Source organism: Micromonospora noduli (assembly GCF_003264365.1).
Classification (GTDB): Bacteria; Actinomycetota; Actinomycetes; order Mycobacteriales; family Micromonosporaceae; genus Micromonospora; species Micromonospora noduli.
In genome coordinates this window covers 23,873-42,545 of sequence record NZ_PYAK01000038.1, presented here as the reverse complement: position 1 = coordinate 42,545, position 18,673 = coordinate 23,873, and the positions used below count along the sequence as shown (strand labels likewise).

At 72.1% G+C, this 18,673-nt stretch carries 22 protein-coding genes; 9 read left to right on the top strand and 13 right to left on the bottom strand.

The features are described from left to right. The gene (locus GUI43_RS23845; protein ID WP_112584215.1) at positions 1–1,008 is read left to right on the top strand and encodes a LacI family DNA-binding transcriptional regulator; all 1,008 of its coding nucleotides are present in this window, start codon (positions 1–3) and stop codon (positions 1,006–1,008) included. 437 nt (positions 1,009–1,445) lie between these two features. Next, the gene (locus tag GUI43_RS23840; RefSeq protein ID WP_112699822.1) at positions 1,446–2,342 is read left to right on the top strand and encodes a GNAT family N-acetyltransferase; all 897 of its coding nucleotides are present in this window, start codon (positions 1,446–1,448) and stop codon (positions 2,340–2,342) included. 84 nt (positions 2,343–2,426) lie between these two features. Here the strand turns inward: GUI43_RS23840 and GUI43_RS23835 are convergent, their stop codons facing one another. Together GUI43_RS23835 and GUI43_RS23830 are read right to left on the bottom strand one after the other, a co-directional pair. Continuing rightward, positions 2,427–2,981 (bottom strand): O-acetyl-ADP-ribose deacetylase, encoded by a 555-nt coding sequence (locus tag GUI43_RS23835; protein ID WP_112699821.1) that lies wholly within the window; start codon positions 2,979–2,981, stop codon positions 2,427–2,429. A 1-nt stretch (position 2,982) separates the two neighbouring features. Beyond that, positions 2,983–3,774 (bottom strand): EI24 domain-containing protein, encoded by a 792-nt coding sequence (locus GUI43_RS23830; RefSeq protein WP_112674072.1) that lies wholly within the window; start codon positions 3,772–3,774, stop codon positions 2,983–2,985. A 200-nt stretch (positions 3,775–3,974) separates the two neighbouring features. On the opposite strand from GUI43_RS23830, the gene GUI43_RS23825 reads away from it, so the two are divergent. From GUI43_RS23825 to GUI43_RS23805, 5 genes are read left to right on the top strand one after another with little or no spacing between them, the layout of a single operon-like run. After that, complete coding sequence (locus tag GUI43_RS23825; RefSeq protein WP_112584211.1) at positions 3,975–4,883, top strand: ABC transporter ATP-binding protein; 909 nt, start codon at positions 3,975–3,977, stop codon at positions 4,881–4,883. A gap of 12 nt (positions 4,884–4,895) precedes the next feature. Continuing rightward, complete coding sequence (locus tag GUI43_RS23820; protein WP_112584210.1) at positions 4,896–5,630, top strand: ABC transporter permease; 735 nt, start codon at positions 4,896–4,898, stop codon at positions 5,628–5,630. Between the two features lie 11 nt (positions 5,631–5,641). Next, entirely contained in the window at positions 5,642–6,910 is a 1,269-nt protein-coding gene (locus GUI43_RS23815; RefSeq protein ID WP_170158781.1) for a sensor histidine kinase, read from the top strand. Further along, positions 6,907–7,548 (top strand): response regulator, encoded by a 642-nt coding sequence (locus GUI43_RS23810; protein WP_112699820.1) that lies wholly within the window; start codon positions 6,907–6,909, stop codon positions 7,546–7,548. The genes GUI43_RS23815 and GUI43_RS23810 overlap by 4 nt, the downstream gene beginning before the upstream one ends. A gap of 23 nt (positions 7,549–7,571) precedes the next feature. Next, positions 7,572–8,540, top strand: coding sequence for a helix-turn-helix transcriptional regulator (locus GUI43_RS23805; RefSeq protein ID WP_112699828.1), 969 nt, complete (start codon positions 7,572–7,574; stop codon positions 8,538–8,540). Here GUI43_RS23805 and GUI43_RS23800 read toward each other — a convergent pair. The 6 genes from GUI43_RS23800 to GUI43_RS23775 all read right to left on the bottom strand — a co-directional run bounded on the left by GUI43_RS23800 (position 8,531) and on the right by GUI43_RS23775 (position 12,727). Further along, on the bottom strand, positions 8,531–9,445 hold the full coding sequence (locus tag GUI43_RS23800) for an SDR family oxidoreductase (protein WP_112699819.1): 915 nt from the start codon (positions 9,443–9,445) through the stop codon (positions 8,531–8,533). The genes GUI43_RS23805 and GUI43_RS23800 overlap by 10 nt on opposite strands. A gap of 55 nt (positions 9,446–9,500) precedes the next feature. Next, positions 9,501–10,238 (bottom strand): alanyl-tRNA editing protein, encoded by a 738-nt coding sequence (locus tag GUI43_RS23795; RefSeq protein ID WP_112584206.1) that lies wholly within the window; start codon positions 10,236–10,238, stop codon positions 9,501–9,503. Positions 10,239–10,249: 11 nt separating this feature from the next. Next, positions 10,250–11,137, bottom strand: coding sequence for an alpha/beta fold hydrolase (locus GUI43_RS23790; protein ID WP_112699818.1), 888 nt, complete (start codon positions 11,135–11,137; stop codon positions 10,250–10,252). Further along, complete coding sequence (locus GUI43_RS23785; RefSeq protein ID WP_030327754.1) at positions 11,134–11,448, bottom strand: DUF2516 family protein; 315 nt, start codon at positions 11,446–11,448, stop codon at positions 11,134–11,136. Before GUI43_RS23785 ends, GUI43_RS23790 begins: the two co-directional genes overlap by 4 nt. A gap of 71 nt (positions 11,449–11,519) precedes the next feature. Further along, on the bottom strand, positions 11,520–12,155 hold the full coding sequence (locus GUI43_RS23780) for a hypothetical protein (RefSeq protein WP_112584204.1): 636 nt from the start codon (positions 12,153–12,155) through the stop codon (positions 11,520–11,522). Next, complete coding sequence (locus tag GUI43_RS23775; protein ID WP_112584203.1) at positions 12,152–12,727, bottom strand: helix-turn-helix domain-containing protein; 576 nt, start codon at positions 12,725–12,727, stop codon at positions 12,152–12,154. The genes GUI43_RS23780 and GUI43_RS23775 overlap by 4 nt, the downstream gene beginning before the upstream one ends. A gap of 112 nt (positions 12,728–12,839) precedes the next feature. On the opposite strand from GUI43_RS23775, the gene GUI43_RS23770 reads away from it, so the two are divergent. Then, complete coding sequence (locus tag GUI43_RS23770; RefSeq protein ID WP_112699817.1) at positions 12,840–13,637, top strand: alpha/beta fold hydrolase; 798 nt, start codon at positions 12,840–12,842, stop codon at positions 13,635–13,637. A gap of 21 nt (positions 13,638–13,658) precedes the next feature. On the opposite strand, the gene GUI43_RS23765 is transcribed toward GUI43_RS23770, so the two are convergent. The 4 genes from GUI43_RS23765 to GUI43_RS23750 form a co-directional block, all read right to left on the bottom strand. Then, a complete protein-coding gene (locus tag GUI43_RS23765) occupies positions 13,659–14,618 on the bottom strand; it encodes an asparaginase (protein ID WP_112584201.1) in 960 nt (319 codons plus the stop codon). A gap of 94 nt (positions 14,619–14,712) precedes the next feature. After that, positions 14,713–15,540: a beta-keto acid cleavage family enzyme gene (locus GUI43_RS23760; protein WP_091402837.1), complete on the bottom strand. Its 828-nt coding sequence runs from the start codon at positions 15,538–15,540 to the stop codon at positions 14,713–14,715. Positions 15,541–15,563: 23 nt separating this feature from the next. Then, positions 15,564–16,676, bottom strand: a complete 1,113-nt coding sequence (gene ygfZ / locus GUI43_RS23755) for a CAF17-like 4Fe-4S cluster assembly/insertion protein YgfZ (RefSeq protein ID WP_112584200.1) — start codon at positions 16,674–16,676, stop codon at positions 15,564–15,566. Next, positions 16,673–17,101, bottom strand: coding sequence for a Fur family transcriptional regulator (locus GUI43_RS23750; RefSeq protein ID WP_091402843.1), 429 nt, complete (start codon positions 17,099–17,101; stop codon positions 16,673–16,675). The genes ygfZ and GUI43_RS23750 overlap by 4 nt, the downstream gene beginning before the upstream one ends. A gap of 69 nt (positions 17,102–17,170) precedes the next feature. Here GUI43_RS23750 and GUI43_RS23745 point away from each other — a divergent pair, with 69 nt between their 5' ends. Beyond that, entirely contained in the window at positions 17,171–18,049 is an 879-nt protein-coding gene (locus GUI43_RS23745) for an aminotransferase class IV (protein WP_112699816.1), read from the top strand. A 20-nt stretch (positions 18,050–18,069) separates the two neighbouring features. Here GUI43_RS23745 and GUI43_RS23740 read toward each other — a convergent pair whose 3' ends face one another. Then, the gene (locus tag GUI43_RS23740; protein ID WP_091402847.1) at positions 18,070–18,657 is read right to left on the bottom strand and encodes a heme-binding beta-barrel domain-containing protein; all 588 of its coding nucleotides are present in this window, start codon (positions 18,655–18,657) and stop codon (positions 18,070–18,072) included. Between the last annotated feature and the right edge of the window lie 16 nt (positions 18,658–18,673).

Here is an 18,673-nt window from a genome sequence, read left to right as displayed (position 1 = left end):
ATGACGACGGCGCAGCGGCCGACGCTCGAAGCGGTGGCAGCGCGGGCCGGGGTGTCCCGCGCCACCGTTTCCCGGGTGGTCAACGGCTCCACCACCGTCGCCGAACCGATCCGCGAGGCGGTCACCCGGGCGGTCGCCGAGTTGGGGTACGTCCCCAACCTGGCGGCCCGCAGCCTGGTCACCCAGCGCACCGACTCGATCGCCCTGGTCATGCCGGAGGCGGCCACCCGGGTCTTCTCCGACGACCAGGTCTTCCCCGGCATCATCCGGGGCGTCAGCCAGGAGCTGGAGGCGGCCGACAAGCAACTGGTGCTGATGCTCGCCGGCTCGCCGGCCGGGCACCACCGGGTCGAGCGGTACACCACCGGCCGGCACGTCGACGGCGTGCTCTTCGCGTCGCTGCACGGTGCCGACCCGCTGCCCGGCACGCTTGCCCGACTCGGCATCCCGGTGGTGGTCAGCGGCCGCCCGCTCGGCGACGTGCCCGTCCCGTACGTCGACGTCGACCACGTGGCCGGGGTCACTGCGGCCGTCCGGCACATGATCGACAGCGGTCGTCGACGGATCGCGACCATCGCCGGGCCACAGGACATGGTCGCCGGGATCGAACGGCTCAGCGGTTACCGCAGCACTGTCGCCGACGCGGGGCTGCCCGAGCTGATCGCCATCGGTGACTTCACCCGGGAATCCGGGTCGGCGGCGATGCGCCGCCTGCTCGCCGAGCATCCCGACCTCGACGGCGTCTTCGCAGCCTCCGACCTGATGGCGCACGCCGCCCTGCGGACGCTGCGCGAGGCAGGTCGGCGGGTGCCCGACGACGTGGCGGTGGTCGGCTTCGACGACATCGAGACCGCCGCCTACACCGAGCCGCCGCTGACCACCGTCCGGCAGCCGATCGTGGAACTCGGCCGCCGGATGACCCGCCAACTGCTCCGGCTGGCCGCCGGGGAGAGCATCGAGCAGGCGGTCATGCTCCCCACCGAGCTGATCCGCCGCGCCTCCGCCTGACCGCGCCTCCGCGCCCGCCCCGCGGTCCGGTCCGGTCCGCGCCGCCCCGCCCTGCAAGATCCGCACAACTTCAGGGAAGTAGTGGTCTCCGAGCGCCGGGAGGCCACTATTTCCCTGAAGTTGCTGCCTGCAGGTCGGTCGCAGGCCGCGGGAGCACATGGTTAATGCGTCGCTCGGGCGGACGATCTTGGTTAGCCTCGCCCACATGCCGGATCCTGTCGCGCTGCTGCCCGTGCCAAGCTGTTCCGACCAACTGCTCGAGGTCGAGGCCCCAGGTGACATCGGCGGCCGCGATGACATCAGCGGCCCAGGTGACATCGGCGGTCGGGGCGACGCCGACAGTTGGGGCGCTCCGGCTGATTCATTTACGACATCAGCTCCGAAGGACGCGAGCACGAGGTGTCGACCCGTCACGGCAGTACGGATGGGGGCCTGACATGCGTATTCGGGTGGCGCAGCCGGACGACGCTGCGGGCGTGGTGGCCCTGCGGGCGATCGTCTACCCGTACCAGGTGCGCGGGGTCGAGTCGACCCGGAAAATGATCGCCGAACCGGTACCGGGCAGGGACTGGGTCGCCTTCGTGGCCGAGGTCGATGCCCAGGTCGTCGGTTGGGTGACGGCCCAACGCAACGCCTCGACCTCGACGGCGAACTTCGGTGACATCACTCTCCTGCACGTCCACCCCGAGCACCGGCGGCGCGGCATCGGCACCGCGCTGCTGACGACCGCGACCGGTCACCTCGCTCCGCTGGGGGTCCGCCGGCTCCGCGCCTTCGCCCAGCCGGACGCGCTGCCGTTCGCCCGTCGGCACGGCTACGAGCCCAGTCGTGAGCTGCGCTTCTCTGCGCTCGAATTGAATCCGGCACCCGCGCTGCCCGACCCGCCGCCGGGCGTACGGCTGCTCCCGATCTCCGACCTCGACCCGCATCTGCTGTACGCGGCCGACGTGGCCGCATCCGTCGACGAGCCGGGCGACGTGCCGGTCGACTCGATCAGCTACGAGAGCTGGCACTACGACGTCTGGGACAACCTCGGTCTGGACAAGGCGGCAAGCATCGCCGCCGTAGTCGATGGTGAGGTCGCCGCCTTCAGCCTGGTGAAGCGGGACGGGGACCGGATGTGGTCGGACTTCACCGGCAGTCTCCCGGCGCACCGGGGGCGGGGCCTCGCCCGGCTCACCAAGACGGCCGCGCTGCACCGGGCCGCCGCGAACGGTGTGCGCGTCGCGTACACCTCGAACGACGAGGCGAACGGGCCGATGCTCGCGATCAACACCCGGTTGGGCTACCGCCCGGTGGCAGCCGAGTGGAGCTGCCTGGCCGACCTGACCTGACCGCCAACCACCCGTGGGCCTCCGCGTCCGGCGGGGCGGTGTCGCTTCGGTGAGCGATATACCTCTGAGGCATAAATATGACTCTCAGGTATACGGCTCACCAGCGACACTCCCACCAGAGCGGGCATGGAGGTCGAAGACCTGGCGGGCGACGGCGTGGGTGTCGGCGCCGAAGAGCACCAGGCGGGCCTCGGTGACGGTGGCCGGGGTGGCCGCGCGCAGCACCGCCAGCGCCTGACCGACCGCGTCGTCGACCGGCCACCCGTAGATACCGGCGGAGATCAGCGGAAAGGCCACGGTGCCAGCACCCAACTCGTCGGCCACCCGGAGGCTGTTGGCGTAGCAGTCGCGCAGCAGCGCCGACCGGTCCTCGCTGGCCGACCAGACCGGCCCGACGGTGTGGATCACCCAGCGGGCCGGTAGCTCCCCGGCCGTGGTCGCCACCGCCTGACCGGTGGGCAGACCCCTGCCGTAGCGGGACGCACGCAGCGCCCGGCACTCGGCCAGGATCGCCGGCCCGCCGCGCCGGTGGATGGCACCGTCGACCCCACCCCCGCCGAGCAGGGACGAGTTCGCGGCGTTCACGACGGCGTCCACCCGCTGTGTGGTGATGTCCCCCTCGATCAGGGTGATCTCCATGTCAGCTCTCCTCGATCGGCTGACCCATCGAGCGGCGGGCCAGCAGCGTGGCACCGGCGACCGCGGCCGGCATGATCAGCACGGCGCCGAGCGGAATCAGGAAGCAGAGGAAGACGGCCACTCCGAAGCCGAGCGCTGTGGGTCGGTCGGCCTTGAGGATCGTCCGGCGCTGCGGCAGCCGCATCCCCCGTCGGTAGAAGGGTGCACCGACCAACTCCACGGCGAGGAACCAGCCGCCCACGGCCGCCCCGATGACCGGGACGACCGTCTGGCCGACCACCGGGATGAAGCCGGCGACGAAGAGCGGAATGCCGACCAGCGCCGTGAGCGCCACCAGGCGTACCGAGTCGGCGAGGCTGCGGCGCAGCGACGACCAGAAGGGCACGTCCACCGCGCCCGGCGTGCCGCCGTACCGCTGCTCGACCTGCTCGGAGATCTTCTCGTAGAACGGGTCGCCGATGACCAGGGTGACAGCGGTGAAGGTGAGCACGCCGAGCAGGCCGCCGAGCCCCAGGAAGGCCAGCCCAGCGATCACCCGGACCAGGCTGCGGCCGGTGCTCGACCAGTCGTCGGCGAACGGGGTGACGAGCGCGGCGAGATCGTCCACGAAGTACACGAGCGTGGCGAGCGCGGCCAGGAAGAGGACGCCGGAGATCAGCGCCGGCACGATGCCGAGCAGCATCAGCCCCGGGCTGCGGACGTAGAGGCCCAGCCCGCGCAGGAGCAGCCCCGCCCCGGCGAGGAAGCGTCCGACGACCCCGGTCACCGGGCTGGCGATTCTGCTGGCATCCACGATCGAGCAGCCTAACCAGCCGTGACCGGATCCGCCGGGCGGAGCGCTAGCAGCGACTCACCACATGCACATCAACCGGTTGACGGACGGCAGTGATCCACCGGAGACGCCGAGGTTCGTCGCCGACCGGTCGATTCGCCGGCGAGCCACCCCGACAACCCTTGGAGGGTACGAAGTCAGCGGCGGCGAAAGGCGGCACGATGCCGGTCATCGAGGTGACCCACCTGAAGAAGCGGTACGGCGACCTGGTGGCGGTGGACGACGTGTCGCTCGCCGTGGAGGCCGGGGAGATCTTCGGCGTCCTCGGTCCGAACGGCGCCGGCAAGACCACCACCGTGGAGTGTGTCGCCGGGCTGCGTGTCCCAGACGGGGGCGGGGTGTCGGTCCTCGGGCTCGACCCCCGCCGGGACGCGGCCCAGCTACGCCAGCGAGTCGGGGTGCAACTCCAGGAGAGTCAACTGCCGGACCGGTTGCGGGTGGCCGAGGCACTGGAGCTGTACGCCTCGTTCTACCGCAACCCGGCCGACCCGGCCGAGCTGATCGACAAGCTGGGCCTCGGCGACAAGCGGAACACCGCGTACAAGAAGCTCTCCGGCGGTCAGAAGCAGCGGCTCTCCATCGCGCTGGCCCTGGTGGGTAACCCGGAGATCGCCATTCTCGACGAGCTGACGACCGGGCTGGACCCGCAAGCCCGCCGGGACACCTGGGGCCTCATCGAACAGGTCCGCGACAGCGGGGTGACGATCGTGCTGGTCACCCACTTCATGGAGGAGGCCGAGCGGCTCTGCGACCGGGTCGCGGTGATCGACCGGGGTCGGGTGGTCGCCCTGGACAGCCCGGCGGGCCTGGTGTCGACGGTGGCTCCGGAGCAGCGGATCCGGTTCCGGCCCTCGGCTCCGGTCGACGACCGGCTCCTCACCGACCTGCCCGAGGTGTCCGCCGTGCAGCGCACCGGCAGCCAGGTGGTGGTGACCGGCACCGGTGAGTTGCTGCACGCGGTCACCTCGGTGCTCGCCCGCCACCAGATCGTCGCCGCGGACCTGCGGCTGGAGCAGTCCACCCTCGACGACGCCTTCGTCGAGCTGACCGGGCACCGACCCGCCAACTGAGAGGGAGCCAGCATGCACGCCTTTCGCAACATCCTGAGAACCGAGGCGCGCCTCTACCTGCGAGACCTGCCGACGCTTCTCACCACGATCGGGCTGCCCACACTGATCCTGGTGGTGCTGGGGCTGATCCCCTCGCTCCGCAAGCCGGATCCGACCTTCGACGGGCAGACCTTCGTCAGCTATTTCGCCCCGTCGCTGCTGGTGGTCACCCTCGCCATGGTCGGGGTGAACACCCTGCCTTCGGTGCTGGCCACCTACCGGGAACGCGGCGTGCTGCGTCGGCTGGCGACCACCCCGGCGCACCCGGCGGCTCTGCTCGCCGCCCAACTGGTGCTGGCCCTGGCCGGAATCCTGGCCAGCGCGCTGCTGCTCATCGTGGTCGCCCGGCTCGCATTCGGGGTGCCGTTCCCCCGGCACCCGCTCGGCTTCACGCTGGCGTTCATCCTCGGCACGGCCGCCCTGCTGTCGCTCGGCCTGCTGGTCGCCGCCGTGGCCCGGACGACGAAGGCGGCACAGGCCCTGGCCGTGCCGCTGTTCCTGGTCACCATGTTCTTCGGCGGGGTCTACCTGCCCCGATTCCTGCTCCCGGACGTCGTGGCGCGAATCGGCGACTACACGCCGCCCGGGGTGCAGGCGCTCCTCGACGCCTGGACCGGCACGTCGCCGCAACCGCTGCACCTGGCGATAATGGCGGTGATCGCCGTGTCGGCCGGCGCCGGCGCGGCGAAACTGTTCCGCTGGGAGTGAGCGGAGATGGGATGACCTGCAACGGTGGGCACGACCGTCTGACCAGTTGGCGAGAGCGCGAGGCGGCCCTCTATCGCGTGCTCCCCTTCGGCGGTCTGACCCTGGGCACCCTGCTGGCCCTCGTCGCACCGGCACCCCAGCACCTCGGGGCGCTGCCCACCCTTGCCGTCGCCGTGGCGGCCGGATGCTGGGTCGCCTGGTTCGTCACAGTGCACCCCGGCTGGCAGAGCCGGCGCACGCTGATGGCTGTCTACTACGCCGGGCTGCTCACGTTCGCCGCCGCGCTGGTGGCCGCCAGCCCGTGGTACGGCTTCTTCGCCTGGATCGGCTACATCCACGCCTTTCCGGTGCTGCCCGGGCGCTGGCGGGTCGTCGGCGTGGTCACCACGGCCGCCCTCGTCGCCACCTCTCAGGGCGGTGGTCTGTCGGTGGCGGTGTCGCACTGGCCGCTCTGGCTGGTGCTGGTGCTGTTCAATCTGGTGGTCGCCGGCTCAGTGACCTGGTTCGCGATGATCGCCGAACAGGAGGACGCCAAACGCAAGCGATTGGTGGCGGAACTCGGCGACGCCAACCGCCAACTCACCGAGACGGTCAGTGAGAACGCCGGGCTGCACGCCCAACTACTCACCCAGGCCCGGGAGGCCGGCGTGCTGGACGAACGGCAACGGATGGCGCGCGAGATCCACGACACCCTGGCGCAGGGGTTGACCGGCATCATCACCCAGTTGGAGGCGGCCGAGCAGACCCGCGACCGGTCCGCCGACTGGCGCCGGCACGTCGACAACGCGCTCGCCCTGGCCCGGGAGAGCCTCACCGAGGCCCGCCGTTCGGTACAGGCGGTCCGTCCGGAACCGTTGGAGACGGCCCGGCTACCGGACGCCCTCGTCGAGCTGGGCGGACGCTGGTCGGCCCTGAACGGGGTACGGGCCGACGTGGCCACCACCGGCACGCCCCGCCCACTGCACCCGGAGGTCGAGGTGACCCTGCTACGGGCCGCCCAGGAGGCGCTGTCCAACGTGGCCCGGCACGCCGCCGCGTCACGGGTCGGGCTGACCCTGTCGTACATGGCGGACGTGGTCACGCTCGACGTCCGTGACGACGGGGCGGGTTTCGACCTCACCGACCAGCCGCTGCCCCGTGAGCCGGGCGGCGGGTACGGGCTGACCGCCATGCGGCAACGGGTGACAGGGGTCGGTGGCGAGTTGGCCGTCGAATCTGAGCCGGGCAGCGGCACCGCCATCTCGGCGTCCGTCCCCGCGCTACCCGGAGGTGCCGGTTGACCGCCCCGGTTCGACTGCTGATCGTCGACGACCATCCGGTGGTGCGGGACGGCCTGCGGGGGATGTTCACCGGCGACCCCGATTTCGAGGTGGTGGGCGAGGCGGCGGACGGCTCGGAGGCATTGGTCCTGGTCGCGACGCTGCGGCCGGACGTGGTGCTGATGGATCTGCGGATGCCCGGCATGGACGGGGTGACCGCCATCGGCAGGCTGGCTCGCGCCGGCAGCGCCGCCCGGGTGCTGGTGCTCACCACCTACGACACGGACGCGGACGTGCTGCCGGCGATCGAGGCCGGCGCGACCGGTTACCTGCTCAAAGACACACCTCGGGAGGATCTGGTCCGGGCGGTCCGAGCCGCGGCCCGGGGTGAGTCGGTGCTCGCGCCGAGCGTCGCCGGCCGGCTGATGGGCCGGCTGCGCGCTCCCGCCGAGGAGCCGCTGAGTCAACGGGAACTGGAGGTGCTCACCCTGGTGGCCCGGGGTGCCTCCAACCGGGAGGCGGCGGCCCGCCTGTTCATCAGCGAGGCCACCGTCAAGACGCACCTGCTGCACCTGTACGCCAAGCTGGGGGTCAACGACCGGGCCGCCGCGGTGGCCACCGCGTACGACCGGGGGTTGCTGACGCCCGGCGGGCGGTGAGCGGCACCGGGCAGGATGGGCGGGTGCGCGCGTCCCGACTGATCTCGTTGCTGTTGCTGTTGCAGTCGCGCGGGTCGATGACCGCTAGCGAGCTGGCTCAGGAGCTGGAGGTCTCCGAGCGGACCGTCTACCGGGACGTTTTGGCGCTCTCGGCGGCGGGCGTGCCGGTCTACGCCGACCGGGGGCGGGCCGGCGGTTACCGCCTGCTCGGCGGGTACCGCACCCGACTGACCGGGCTGACCCGGGACGAGGCGGAGGCGCTCTTCCTCGCCGGGCTGCCCGGGCCGGCCGGGGAGATGGGGCTCGCCGACGCGGTCGCGTCGGCCGAGCTGAAGGTGCTCGCCGCGCTGCCACCCGCCCTGCGCGACGCGCCAGCCCGTGCCGGACAGCGGTTCCACCTGGACGTACCGGGCTGGTTCCGGGAGACCGCGCCACCGGTCTGGCTGCCGGAGCTGGCCCGGGCGGTTTGGGGCGACCGGGTGGTGGAGCTGCGCTACCGACGCGGCGACCGGGAGGCGACCCGCCGGATCCAGCCGTACGGCCTGGTGCTCAAGAGCGGGGTCTGGTATCTGGTCGGCCGGGTCGGCGACGACGTGCGCACCTACCGGGTGGACCGGGTCACCGGGGTCGAGGTGGGCGACGAGCACTTCGACCGCGACGAGGGCTTCGACCTGGCCGGGCACTGGCGCGAGCAGGCCGGGTCGTTCCTGCGGACCATGCTGCGGGCCGAGGTCGCCGTCCGGCTGAGCCCCGCCGGCCTGCGCCAGCTCCGGCACCTGGTCGATGCCCCCTTCGTGTACGACGAACTGGTCGCCGCCGCCAGCCCGCCCGACGGGCAGGGCTGGGTGGTGACGCGGCTGCCCGTCGAGTCGGTCCAGGTGGCGTACCACCAACTGTTGGGGCTCGGCCCCGAGGTCGAGGTGATCGACCCACCCGAGCTGCGGCGGTTGTTCGCGGAGAGCGCCGACCGGCTCGCCGCGCTCTACCGGTAGCCGGTCACGTCCGCCGGCTTGCCCGCGTCGACCACCTCGGTGATGTAGCGGAAACCCTCGGGTTGGCTGCCGTCGAGGTCGGTGAAGCCGTACACCTTGGACAGCGTGCCGGCGTCGACGGATTCGCCGTTCCAGCGGGTCTTCTCCTCGTCGGCGGCGAGCGCGGCCACCGCCCGGCCGACGAAGGCCGGGGTCTCCGAGATGAGGAAGTTCGGGTCGGTGGCGGCACCGTCGCGCCAGTTCTCCTCGGTCACGCCGAAGTGCTCCAGCATCGCCTCGGAACGGATCCAGCCGGGGGTGAGCGCCACGGCCGTGCAGCCGTGCGGCTTCAGCTCGTGCGCCTGGCTGAAGGCGAGCCGGTTGACCGAGACCTTGGCCAGGTCGTAGAAGACCGACAGCCGGTAGTTCTTGTCGTTGTACGCCTTGGTGCCGTCGCCCATCTCCACCACCAGGCCGCCGGGCTTGCGGATCAGCAGCGGCAGGGCGAAGTGGCTGGTGATGATGTGCGTGTCGACGGCCAGTCGCAGGGTACGGAAGCCGGCGTCGAGCGGCTGCTCCCAGACCGGCTTCTCCCAGGTGACCAGTGGGTCGCCGCCCCAGATGTCGTTCACCAGCACGTCGAGTTGGCCCTGCTCGGCGTCGATCCGGGCCACCAGGTCGCGGACCTGCTCGGGCACCAGGTGGTCGACCTGGACGGCGATGCCGGTGCCGCCGGCCGCGCTGACCAGCTCGGCCGTCTCCTCGATGGTCTCCGGTCGGTCCATCTCGGAGCGGCCGGCCCGGGTGCTGCGACCGGTGGCGTAGACCGTGGCACCGGCCGCGCCGAGCTGAACGGCGATCTGGCGCCCGGCACCACGGGTGGCGCCGGCGACGAGCGCGATCTTTCCTGTGAGCGGTTGTGTCATGCCTGCGACGTTGTCAGGAATACCTGACAACCGACGTCCGAATTCAGTACTCGATCTAATCGGCCAGTCGGACCCGGACCCGGCGGTTGGCCCGGCCCTTGCTCTCCACCTTGACCACCTGGACCTTGCCGATCTGGGCGGTGGAGGCGACGTGGGTGCCGCCGTCGGCCTGCACGTCCAGCCCGACGATGTCGACGATCCGGACCTCCTGCTCATCCGCCGGGATGAGGTTGGACTGGGTACGGATGATGTCCGGCAGGGCCAGCGCCTCGGTGCGCGGCAGCACCCGGGTGGCGACCGAGCGGTCGGCGGCCACCTCGGCGTTGACCAGCTCCTCGATGCGGCTCTTGAAGTCCGGGGGCACCTCGGGGAGGTTGAAGTCCATCCGGGCCTCGCCCGGCTCCATGTTGCCGCCGGTGACCAGCGCGCCGAAGTCGCGGAACACCACACCGCAGAGCACGTGCAGCCCGGAGTGGGTACGCATCAACCGGGTGCGGCGCTCGTCCTCCACAGCGCCCACGACCTCGGTGCCGACCGGCGGCAGCGGGTCACCCTCGGCGGGGATCAGGTAGGGGTCGTCGCCCTTGCGGGTGCCGACGATCCGGGTCTGCACGCCCTGCCAGAGCAGGACGCCGTGGTCGGGTGGTTGACCACCGCCGCCCGGATAGAACGCCGAACGGTCCAGCACGATGCCCTGCTCGGCATCGGAGTGCAGGACCGTGCACGTCCATTCGCGCACTGTCGGGTCGGCAAGGTCCAGCCGGTGCGTCCGGCCGTGCTGTGTGACGCCCATGACAGGGCAGGTTACTCGTTCAGGAAGCCGGAGATGCGGTCGCGCAGATCGGCGCGTTCCGACCAGAGCACGCCGGGCCGGTCGTACACGTGCAGCGTGGCCTGGGGCAGCGCGACGGCGAGCCGCTCGGCGACCTCGACCGGGTGCAGGTCGTCGCCCGCGCAACCGATCACCAACGCCGGCGCGGTGACCGCCGTCAGGTCACCGATCTGGCGCAGCGGGATCTGGTCGGTGAGCGTGGCCAGACCGTCGGCCAGACCGTCGCGGAGCAGTTGGTCGAGCCGTTGTCGCAGGTAGGCCCAGCCGGCCGGGGTGTTGCGCACCGCCGGGGGCAACTCCAGCGTGACGATGTCGGCGACCGCCGAGGCGTCCCCGCTCTCCACCGCCTCCAGCAGGTCGGTGACGCGCTCGCGGGCGAGCGGCCCGCGTGGCTCGTCGAGGACCGCCGGCAGGAAGAAGACCAGCTTGTCGAAACGCTCCGGGCTCTCCACGAGGAGTCGGCAGAGGGCACCCGCGCCGAGGCTGGCGCCGAAAGCCCGGCTGGCGCCGCCGAGGTCGGCGATCGCCCGTAGATCCCGGGCCAGGTCCAGGTAGTCCCACGGCCCGTCCGGGGCAACGGATCGGCCGTGCCCGCGGAACTGGAAGAACACCTTGCGGCCGTTCACCCCACTGCCGAACGGGCGGGTGGTGGCGATCCCGTTGCCCAGCCCGTGCGCGAACACGGTGACCGGATCACCGGTGCCGGTGACCAGCCGCTCCAGCCGTACGCCGTGCGGGGTGGTGACCAGCTCGGTCTCCGGCTCCGGCAGTGCCGGCCTGCCGGTACGCGGCCCACCCGGACCGGGCCCCCAGGTGCGGGGCCCGCTGTCGGGTGGGGGCGGCCAGCGAAAACCTCTCACCAGAACCCTTTGCCGTCACTCAGGTCGCGCAGACCGACCCGTACGTCGAGCAGGTAGATGAGCGCGGCGGCGATGCCGATCAGTCCGAAGAGGCTGATCGGACCGAAACCGAGCAGGGTGAGCACCAGGCAGACCGCCAGGATGGCGATCCAGCCGCCCTTGGGCAGCGTCCCGATGGCGGGGAAGGCGTCGGAGCGCTGCGTGACGGCGTGCACCAGCGCGACACCCTGGATGATCAGCGCGAAGACGAGCAGGATCAGCTCGATCACGTAGCGGACTTCGAACGCGAAGATCGGCGCGGCGTTGGCCATGTCGGCCAGTTTATGTCCACGACCCCGGCTACGTCCGACAAGGACGCCGCCGGGGTCGTCGACCCGACGAGCTACTCGGCGGCCGGGCGGGTCCGCTTGGTGGCCCGGGGGAGCTTCGCCGACGGGGTTACGGCCGGCTTGGCAGCCTTCGGCGCGCGAGCGACCTTCTTGACCGCAGCGGGCTTGGCCTCGGCGATCTCGGCCACGTCGGCCGGGGTCGGCGCGTCGGCGGGGGCCGCAACGGTGGGGGTGGTGGCAGCCGCGGTGGTGGCCGGCGTCACGGCCTCGGTGGCCTCGATGTCGGCGTTGACCGTCTCGGCGGCCTCCAGCACGCCGGCACCGACGACCCGCTCGCCCCGGGCGACGAGCGCGCCGTACGCGGCGAACGCGCGCTCCTGGGCGACCTGGGCGCCCGCGACCACCAGGGCGGCGTTACGGGTTGCGGCGGCGCGCAGCTTGTCGATGTCGGCCACCTCGCGCAGCTTCGCCAGGTCGGCGGTCTCGTTGGCGGTGCGCAGCGTCTCGGTGGCCTTCTGCTTCAGCTCGAAGCCGGTCAGCACTGCCCGGCCACCCAGGTCGGCGACGACCCGGGTGCTGAGGACGCCGACCACGGCCGGCAGCTTGCGCAGCTGCTCGATGGCCAGTTCACCGGCGCCGGCTGCGGCGTAGATCGGGGCGGGGATGCGGTTGGTCTTCGGCTCGCTCATGACGTCTCCTCTTCGGCCGCCTCGGCGGCCTTCTTCTTCTGGGGGATGGTGGTGCTGCCCGGGGCGGGGGCGGTGCCCGCCTCGGTGACGGCGACCGACTCGAGCACGGCCTCGGTCGGGGTGCCGCCCACGGTGGTGGGGCCGGTGGCGGCCACATTGGCCAGGTCCGCAGCCTGGCTGGCGGGCTGGTCGGCCTGCGCCGCCTCGGCTTCGGCCTGGGCCTCGGCCAGCCGGGTGTTCTCCCGGCGGAACGTCTCGTAGATCTGACTGAGCGACTGCTTCTGCGCCATCGTCAGGTCGGCGTCCACGGCGATTGCGGCGAGCACCCCGTGGCCTTCCTTGTCGTCGAGCAGACCGGCGCGCAGGTACATCGCCGGCGTGGAGACCCGCAGCGCGCTCGCCAGTTGCTGGAGCACCTCGGCGCTGGGTTTGCGCAGGCCTCGCTCGATCTGGCTGAGGTACGGGTTGCTGACCCCCGCCTGCTCGGCGAGCTGCCGAAGCGAGATCTTGGCGTTGCGCCGCAGATCGCGGATGAACCCGCCGACGTCGGGAAGGTCCTTGGGTGTGGCCATGGCAGCGACGCTAACCGCCCGCGCTAGCTGTTGCAAGCAAAACGCTAACCATAGTTAGCAAAGTCTCAGGACCCCGTTTGCGCGCCGCTCGGCCGATCCGTACGGTCCGTCCGTGCACAAGATCACAGTCAATGGAGCAAGCATCGCGTACGACGAGGCCGGCACCGGTTCGCCCGTCGTTCTGCTGCACGCCGGAATCGCCGACCGGCGGATGTGGCGAGGGCAGGTGCCCGCGCTCGCCGCCCGGCACCGGGTGATCGTCCCGGACCTGCGCGGCTACGGAGACTCGGAGCTCCCGCCGACCCCGTTCACGCACCACGACGACGTGGCCGGGCTGCTGGACGCGCTCGACCTGCCCCGGGCTGCCCTGGTCGGCTGCTCCTTCGGCGGGGCGGTCGCCATCGACACCGCGCTGGCCCACCCCGACCGGGTGAGCGCGCTCGCACTGTTCGACACGGCGGTCTCCGGCAATGAGTGGTCCGACGAGGCGAACGACCTCTGGGACGGCCTGGTCGGCGAGGTCGACCCGGACGACTTCGTCGCCGGCGCGGCCGGTGAGGTGCGGTTCTGGGTGGTCGGCCCGCGCCGCCAGCCGGAGGACGTCGACACGGAGCTGGTCGCGTTCGCGCAGGAGATGGACCAGCGTGCCCTCGCCGCCGAGCTGGCGCTCGGCGCGGTCGAGGTGGGAGAGCTGTCGCCACCGGCGATCGGTCGTCTCGGTGAGTTGAAGATCCCCGTCCTGGTCACCGCCGGCGCCGCGGACGTGCCGGACATCAGTCGGCTCGCCGACCGGATCGCCGCCGAGGTCCCCGGCGCGGTACGACTGCCCGACGTGCCGGACGCCGCGCACCTGCTGCCGCTCGAGCGTCCGGAGCCGGTCAACGCCGCGCTGCTCGACTTCCTGAGCTAACCGCCACCGCCGCCGACGGTGTCACCAGAGCGGGCGGACCGCCCCGACCGGGACCCCGCCACCGAAGAGCGGCACCTCGGCGTACTCGGTCAGCACCGGAGCGTCCACGCCGAGCCGGCGCAGCGCGGACACCAGGACCGGCATCCGGGCCCGGTCGGCGCCGTCGTCGATCTTCAGTGCGACGGCGCCGACGCCCGGCAGCGCCACGGCGATCACGCCCTCGGCACCGACCTTGGCCAGCAGCCCCGGGACACCCCGCATCAGCCGGGTGTCGTCGGCCTGGGTGCCACCCACGATCTCCGGGTACGCCCGCATCGCGTCCGCCACCGTGCGCGGCACCGAGCCGGGCTCGGCGTCGACCAGCCGGAGGTACGCCCCGGCCAGACCGGCCAGTGAGACCGCGAGGACCGGGGCGCCGCAACCGTCAACCCCCACCGCCGCCGCCTGCTCGCCGGTGAACTCCTCGATGGCGGCCCGCAGCCGCTGCTGAAGCGGGTGCTCCGGCCGCCAGTAGCCCTCCCGGGACCAACCGGCGGCCTCGCAGGTCAACAGCATCCCGCTGTGCTTGCCGGAGCAGTTCATCTGCACCCGGCTCGGGCCACCACCGGCCCGGAGCACCGCCTCCCGGGCCGCGGCCCCCACCGGCAGGTCGGGCGGGCAGTGCAGCGCCGACGCGTCCAACCCGGCGCGCTCCAGCAGCGCACCGACCCGGGCCAGGTGGAATTCCTCGCCAGCGTGGCTCGCCGAGACCAGCGCCACGTCGGCCGGGTCGGTCAGGGCCAGGCCGGCCCGGAGCATCCCGATCGCCTGCATCGGCTTGCTGGCCGAGCGGGGGAAGATCGGCGAGGTCACGTCCCCGGCGGACGCCACCGCGACACCGGCGGCGTCCAGCACCACCACCGAGCCGCGGTGCGCACCCTCCACGAACCCGGACCGGACCACCTCGGCGAGCGGCGCGCCGCCCTCGTACGTCTTCGTCACGCGCTGGACGGTACCGACGGTCCGGGGGTGCCCGGCGGCGGGGTGACCAGGAGGTCCACCGCCCGGGTGACAGGGGCGCGGGACAGACCCGGCCTTACAGCCCGAGCAGCTCGCGGGCCTCGGTGGTGGTCAGGGGCGGGCGCTGAGCGAGCTGGGCGAAACCCACAGCGCGGGCGACCAACTGCATGTTGGACTCCACCGGGCGGCCCTTCGCGTACGTCACCGTGTCCTCCATGCCGACCCGCAGGTGCCCGCCGGTGGACAGCGAGGCCAGCAGCACCGCGATGGTGCTCCGGCCGACGCCGGTGGCCGAGAAGGTGGTGCCCTCGGGCAGGTCCCGCAGCATCCGGTGGGCCGCGACCAGGGTCTCGGTGTTGCCCGGCATCCCGCCCGGCACTCCCATCACGAAGTCGACGTGCACGTGCCCGCCGGCCGGCAGCCCGTACTTGCCGAGCAACCGCTGCAACGCGGACAGGTGGCCGAGGTCGAAGATCTCGTACTCCGGCACGATTCCGCGTTCCTGCATCCGGGTGTGCAGGTCGACGATGAACTCCCAGCGGTTGAGGAAGACGTCGTCGCCGAAGTTGACAGTGCCCATGGTGCAGGAGGCCATGTCCGGACGGGCGTCGAGCACGGCGAGCCGGGCGGCCTCCGGGTCGGTCACCGCGCCGCCGGAGGAGAGCTGCACGATCAGGTCAGTGCTCTCCCGCAGCGCCGCCACCGTGTCGGCCAGCCGCACCGGGTCGAGCGTCGGTCGGGCCTCGTCGTCGCGGATGTGGACGTGGATCACGGCGGCGCCGAGCGCCTCGCACTCCTTGGCGGTGAGCAGCAACTCGTCGAGGGTCACCGGCAGCGCCGGCACCTCCGCCTTGGCCGACTCAGCGCCGGTCGGGGCCACCGTGATCAACGTCCCTGTCGTCATGCCGGCGATCCTAGACGGCCCGCTCAGGACGGGTCGATCGCCGCCGCGGTCTCGCCGATCAGCAACGCGGCATCGTCCGGGACGTTCCGCTTCAGCACCGCGAGAGCGACCTGGCCCAGCTCGTGGTGCAGCACGGCGGTGCCGACGAAGCCGACCGCCCGGCCGTCGAGGGTCACCGGCGTACCGGCCACCGGCGGCTGATCCGTGGTCACCCCGTCCAGATGCAGCAGCACCAGGCGACGCGGCGGCCGGCCCATGTTGTGCACCCGCGCCACAGTCTCCTGCCCCCGGTAGCAACCCTTGTCCAGATGCACCGCCGGGGCGATCAGGTCGACCTCGGCCGGAATGGTCCGGTGGTCGGTGTCCACCCCGACCCGCGGCTGCCGAGCCGCCACCCGGATCGCCTCGTACGCCCACAGTCCCGCGACCGGCACACCGGCGCCGCGCAGCTCCGCCACCACCTGGTCCATCGCCGACCGGGGCACCAGCAGGTCCACCCCGAGCGGACCACGTCGGGCCCAGCCGCCGATCGACAGCGGTCGCACGTCGTACCGAGCGCTCGCCCGGGATGGCACGGCACCGTGCGGGAACTTCGGACCCGGCACCGCGACCACGTCCGGTGCGGCGAGCCCGGTCACGCCGAGCGTGCCGAGCGCCTCCATGGCCGCCGGCCCGACCAGCGACAACAGCGCGCGCTCGGCCGTTGCGTCGCGTGGTTCGACCTTGCTGAAGAACCGCATCTTCTCCAGGTAGGTCAGCAGGCCCTGGGTGGCGCCGGGCTCGGTGTCCAGCCAGGTGGTCTCGCCGTCCTCGGCGACCATGGCGTGCTGCTCGATGTGGCCGTGCGGGGACAGCACCAGCAACTCGGTGCCCTCACCGGCTGCCAGCGCGTTCAGGTGCTGCGAGGTGACCGTGTGCAGCCAACTGGCCCGCTCCTCCCCGGGCACCGCGATGACCCCTCGATGCGACCGGTCGACCAGACCAACCTCGGTGTCGAGGGTGCGCTGCTCGCGCAGCGGGTCGCCGTAGTGCGCGGCCACCCCTCGCACCCCGGCCGCGACGTGCGCCGGATCCGGCTGATCACGGCTGGCCTCGTCGATGCTCTCGACGGCCACCGCACCCGCGATGTCGATCATTTTTCGTCCCCGTTCTCGCAGCGTACGCAGACGCCGAAGAGTGACACGTGCCCGATGTCCACCCGGAACCCGCGCTGCGCGGCCAACTGGTCGGCGAGGGGGCGGAGCAGCTCCGGATCGATCTCGTCGATCGCGCCACACTCCCGGCAGACCAGGTGGACGTGTTGGTGTTCACCGGCGGCGTGATAGGTCGGTGAGCCGTGCGACAGGTGCGTGTGGGTGACCAGACCGAGCCGTTCCAGCAGCTCGAGCGTGCGGTAGATGGTGGTGATGTTGACGCCGGCGGCGACCTCCCGGACCGCGGTGTGCACCTGCTCCGGGGTGGCGTGGCCCAGATCGAGCACCGCCTGGAGGACGAGCTGCCGCTGGGCCGTCAGCCGCAGCCCACGGGCCCGCAGCATTTCCGCGAGGGAGGATTCGGACACCGTCCGATCATAGTTCGGCCACCAGGCTGTTCCCCCCACCGCGATCGATCGCCGCTACGCTCGACGGTCATGGTGAGGTCGTCCGTCGGGAAGAACGCGGCCGACCCGCCCGCGCGGATCGCCGTCCTGGGGCGTGGCCCGGTGCCGCCCGGCGACCCGGTGCTTCGGGGTGACGACCTCGGGGTGCTGCACGGCGACGGCCTCTTCGAGACCATGCACCTGCGGGGCGGCCAACCGTGGCTGCGCGACGAACACCTGGCCCGCCTGGCCACGGCGGCCGCCGCCGTCGAGCTGCCAATGCCCCCCACCAGCGCCCTGATCGACCTGCTGGATCAGGTGCGGACAGGCTGGCCAGCAGCTGTGGAGGGGGCACTTCGGTTGGTCTGCACCCGAGGCCCGGAGGCCGGCGGTCCGCCCACCATCTACGCCACGCTGGCCCCGGTGCCGGCGGCCTCCAGGGCCGCCCGGCGGGACGGAATCACTGTGGCCACCCTGCCGCTGGGGCTGCCCGCCGCCGCCCGCAGTGGGCTGACCTGGCTGCCGGTCGGCATCAAGTCCACGTCGTACGCGGTCAGCAGCGCCGCCCGCCGCTGGGCCCGCCGAGCTGGCGTGGACGACGTGCTCTGGATCTCCTCAGACGGGTACGCGCTGGAGGGCCCCACCGCGAATGTGGTGTGGCTCACCGACGACACGCTCTGCACGGTGCCGGCCGCCAGCACCGGCATCCTCGCCGGCACCACCGCGGCCTGGCTGCTCGCCCACGCGAGCGAGCTGGGCCTGGGCGCCGCCGAACGGATGGTCAGCGCCGCCGAACTGCACGCGGCGGACGGCGTGTGGTTCACCTCGTCGCTGCGCGGAGCCGCCGAGGTCCACACGCTGGACGGGGTACGGCGGGCTCGCTGCCCGCGTACCCCAGCCCTACAGGCCCTGCTGAATTTCCCCGTCTAGCCGGCCACCGACCGTCGAGGTCAGCCGCCGACCCGGACGAGTCGGGCGGAGAGGTGCGGACTGAGCCCGTGCCCCATGGCGGCCATCTCCTGGGCGTAGAGCAGCGCACCCTCGACGATGCCGAAGAGCCGGTGCCCGCCGGTGACCTCCTTGGCGGTCGGAGTCCGGATCACCGCGTCGGTGGCGAACTCGAGCTGCGTGCCGGTGCGCTTGCCCAGGTGCAGCTCCATCACCCCGGTCGGGGTGGTCAGCAGCGCCTCCAGCTCGTCGGTCGCCCGCCCATCCACCAGCACCGGCCGCCACCAGCCCACCTCGCGGCCGGCCGGACGGACCGGCTTGCTCTGCTCGTCGAGGATCCAGGCACGCGACTCGTAGTGCAGGAACGGTCGGCCGTCGTGGCTGATCCGGATCTCCTGCGCGTAGTCGAAATCCTCGATGGTGGGGAAACCGCCCTTGCCCCGACCGCGCCACAGACCGATGTACGGCAGCAGGGCATCCAGCGCGGGGTGCAGCTTCGGCCCGACCCGCAGGTCGTGGCTCTCCTCGAACGGGTACTCCTCGACCGGCGGCGCGTTCAGCCACGGCGGCTGCAGCGGGTTCTCGCTCACAGGGCCACCTTCGTTC